Annotated in this window: 1 protein-coding gene and 1 pseudogene; both read right to left on the bottom strand. The window is 71.7% G+C overall.

Annotated features, from left to right (window positions below; all coding sequences use genetic code 11):
• A pseudogene (locus N790_RS15135) lies at nt 1-1000 on the bottom strand (hypothetical protein); the annotation flags it as partial.
• Nucleotides 993-3966, bottom strand: a 2974-nt coding sequence (locus tag N790_RS04300; protein ID WP_043801223.1) for a response regulator, incomplete at its 5' end; no start/stop codon positions are given. The gene N790_RS04300 and the pseudogene N790_RS15135, both read right to left, overlap by 8 nt.

Here is a 3966-nt window from a genome sequence, read left to right as displayed (position 1 = left end):
CCGGCTTGGCGGCGGCCGGGCTGGCCGCCGGCGCGGCGGCCGGGGCGTCCTTGGCGTCGAAAGCCAGGGTGAAGTCCGGCTCGCGCGCGGTTTCACGCTGGTCGTTGGCCTCGAAGGCCTCGAGCTGCGCGGCCAGGGCCGCGACGTCGTCGTCGAGGTGCGAGGCCGCGGCCACCTCGTCTTCGCTGAAGCTGGAGAAACTGACCGGCTCGTCGCTGAGCGTGACGTCGGCCAGCAGCGGTTCCTCGATGTCGAGCGCGGGCTCGTTGGCCACCACCATGCGCGCGCCCTCCTCGGGCAGCGCGGAGAGGTCGATGTCGAGCACGCTGGCGTCGAATTCCAGGTCTTCCCCGGCGGCGGGCGCGCGGGGCTCGGTGCCGACTTCGGCGTCGATGCGGCCCAGGGCCTGCTCGAGGTCGCCGATGTCGAGTTCGAGGTCGATCACTTCCTCGTCCGCCGGCGCGGGCGCGGCGGCGGCTTCCGGCTGGGGCTCGTCGGCCAGCGAAGGCTGGGTCGGCACCCACTCGGACAGGTCCAGCGACTCGGCCGCGTAGTCCTCGAGCTTTTCGTTCGCCATCACCTCGGCGGGCGTCGGGGGCGCGCCGGGTTCGGGGGCCATGTCCATCACCGGCAGCGCGTCGGCGTCGCCGGGCACGGGTGGCAGCAGGTCGCCGCCGACCAGCTTGGCGGCCAGGTGCCGGGCCCAGCGCGCGAGATCCCAACCGTCGAGCTGGCGGGTGACTTCCGCGTCGTCGAACATGACCTCGACGCCGGGCATGGCGAACAGGTCGCCGAAGCGGTCCAGCGCGTCCTCGATGGCGGGTTCCAGGCTCACCAGCACCACCGAGGGCGAATGGCCGGCGACCGCGGCGGGGTCGAGTTCGCCCGGATCGCCTTCGGCCACCAGCTCGGCGCCGAGTTCGGCCAGGGCACGGCGCAGCTGGTCGCGCGCCTCGCCCGGGCGCGCCAGCAGGGCGACGCGGACCACGGACTCAGCCATTGACCGGCTCCATGCCCAGCATCTCGAACACGTTCCGCATCAGCTCGACTTCCTGGTAGGGCTTGCCGAGGTAGCGGTTGACGCCGATGTCGAAGGCGCGCTGGCGGTGTTTGTCGCCGGTGCGCGAGGTGATCATGATGATCGGCACGTCCTTCAGGCGCGGGTCCGACTTCATGTTCTGGGCCAGCTCGTAGCCGTCCATGCGCGGCATCTCGATGTCGAGCAGCATCAGGTCGGGCACGCGCTCGGCCATCTTCTCGATGGCGTCCACGCCGTCCTTCGCGGTGAGCACCTCGAAGTTGTGGCGCTCGAGCACGCGGCCGGTGACCTTGCGCATGGTGATCGAGTCGTCCACCACCATCACCGCCGGGATGCGGCGGGCGACCACGGCCGGCGCGGCGGCGGCCAGCTCGGCCTCGCGGTCGGTGGTGGCCTGGCGGCGCACCAGCGGCGCGACGTCGAGGATCACCACCACGCGGCCGTCGCCCATGATGGTGGCGCCGAAGATGCCCGGGATCGAGTTGACCTGCGGGCCCACCGGCTTGACCACGATTTCCTTGCTGCCCAGCACCTGGTCGATGCAGATGGCGGCGCGCAGGTCGCCCGATCGGGCGAGCAGCAGCGGCATCTGCAGGCTGTCCTGGGCCTTGGCCGGGGCATGCCCGATCAGGCGGCCCAGGTCGTGGATGGCGTAGGACTCGCCGGCGTAGGTGAAGCTCGGGTTCTCGCCGGCCAGCTGCTTGTCCAGCTCCTGGCGCGAGATGCGGCCCACGCCCTGCACCGAGGCGATGGGCACCGCGAAGCTGGTGTCGCCGATCTTGACGAACACCGCCTGGGTGACCGCCAGGGTGAACGGCAGGCGGACGGTGAAGACCGAGCCCTTGCCGGCTTCCGAATCGATGATCAGCGTGCCGCCGAGCTGGCGGATCTCGCTGTACACCACGTCCATGCCCACGCCGCGGCCCGCCAGTCGGCTGACCGAGGCGGCGGTGGAGAAGCCGGTCTCGAGGATGAAGCCGTACAGCGCCTGGTCGGACACCTCGGCGTCGGCCTTGAGCAGGCCGCGCTCGATGGCCTTGCGGCGGATCGCTTCCTTGTCCAGGCCGCGGCCGTCGTCGCTGACCTTGAGCACCACTTCGGAACCTTCGCGCATCACCTGGATGCGGACGGTGCCCTCTTCCGGCTTGCCGGCCTTCTTGCGGTCGGACGGCGCCTCGAGGCCGTGGGCGACGGCGTTGCGGAGCATGTGCTCCAGCGGCGCGGTCATGCGGTCGAGCACGTTGCGGTCCATTTCGCCGCTGGCGCCGTCGACCTTGAGGTTGACCTGCTTGCCCGTCTCGCTGCCCGACTGGCGCAGCACGCGGCGCAGGCGCGGCACCAGCGCGTCGAAGGGCACCATGCGCGTGCGCATGAGGCCTTCCTGCAGGTCCGAGCTGACGCGCGACTGCTGCAGCAGCAGGGTTTCGTACTGGCGCACGAGGTCGTCGAGCGAACCCTGCAGCGAGGTCAGGTCGGCGGCCGATTCGGACAGCGAACGCGACAGCTGCTGCTGGGTGGTGAAGCGGTCGAGCTCCAGCGGATCGAAGGTCTCCTCGCTGGTGTCGCCCTCGCGCTGGTAGCGCGCGATGATCTGCGCCTCGGTTTCGATGTCGAGCTTGCGCAGCTGTTCGCGCAGGCGGGTGGTGGTCTGGCCGAGTTCGCCGAGGTTGCTGCGGAACGCGCCGAGCTGCTGCTCGAGGCGGGCGCGGTAGATGGCGACCTCGCCGGCGTAGTTGACGAGGCGGTCGAGCAGGTCGGCGCGGATGCGCACCTGTTCCTGCGGCGCGCGGACGCCGCCGCCCTCTTCCTCGTCGCCCAGGCCTTCGATCGGCGCCGACAGCGGGGCCAGGCCGGCACCGGTGTAGGCGGGCACGGCGCGCGCGGCGACGGCTTCCTCGGCGGCGGCGGCCTTGCGGTCGAGCGCGGTTTCGGTGGCCGGGCCGCGGGGCGCGGCGGCTTCGGCCGGGGCGGCCTCGCCGGCGGCCAGGGGCTTGCCCTTGGCCAGGGCGTCGATCTGCGCGATCAGGTTGGCCGGCAGCGCGATCGCCTTGCGCTCGCCGACACGGGTGACCATGACGTGCAGGCGGTCGAAGGCGCGTTCGAGCACGACGACGCCGGTCTGGTCGAGTTCGCGGCGGCCTTCGGCCACCACCTCGAGCAGGGACTCCATGGCGTGGCCCAGTTCGCCCACCGGGAAGATGCCCGCCATGCGGGCGCCGCCCTTGAGCGTGTGCAGGTCGCGCTGCAGGCCGACCACGAGCTCGCGGTCGTGGGTGTTGTCGCGCAGGCTGGCCAGCAGGCCGTCGGAATGGTCGAGCAGGTCGCCGGACTCTTCCAGGAAGATGTCGAGCAGGTCGACGTCGAGGTCGCTGGTGTCGAGCGCGGCGTCCGGATCCTCGGGGTCCACGGCGAGCGGGACCTGGGAGTCGGTGGCTTCGTGCTCCTCCGCGACGGGCGCTTCGGCGAAGGCCGCTTCGGCGGCGATTTCCTCGGCGGCGGCCTCTTCGGCCTCCGGCGCCTCGGCCACGGGTTCTTCGATCGCGGGCGCTTCGACCGTCGGCTCTTCGACGACGAACTCTTCGGCGACGAAAGCCTCGATCACCGGCTCATCGGACACCGGCAGCGTGGGCTCGACGGCCTGGGCCGTCGCGTCGGGCGACGTGAGCGCCTCGAGCTCCTCGAGCGACATGCCATAGAAGTCATCGGCGGCGCCGGTTTCGGCGGCGGCGGCTTCAGCGGCGGCGGCTTCGGCAGCAGCAGCTTCGGCAGCAGCTTCGGCAGCGGCAGCGGCTTCGGCGGCAGCGGCCTCAACGGCAGCGGCTTCGGCGGCAGCGGCTTCGGCGGCAGCGGCTTCGGCGGCAGCGGCTTCGGCGGCAGCAGCTTCAGCGGCAGCAGCTTCAGCGACGGCGGCTTCAGCGGCGGCGGCT

This window comes from Arenimonas malthae CC-JY-1 (assembly GCF_000747075.1).
In the GTDB taxonomy this organism is placed as follows: domain Bacteria; phylum Pseudomonadota; class Gammaproteobacteria; order Xanthomonadales; family Xanthomonadaceae; genus Arenimonas; species Arenimonas malthae.
Note: the sequence above shows the minus strand (reverse complement) of the source record. Positions and strands in the feature narration are given on the sequence as shown.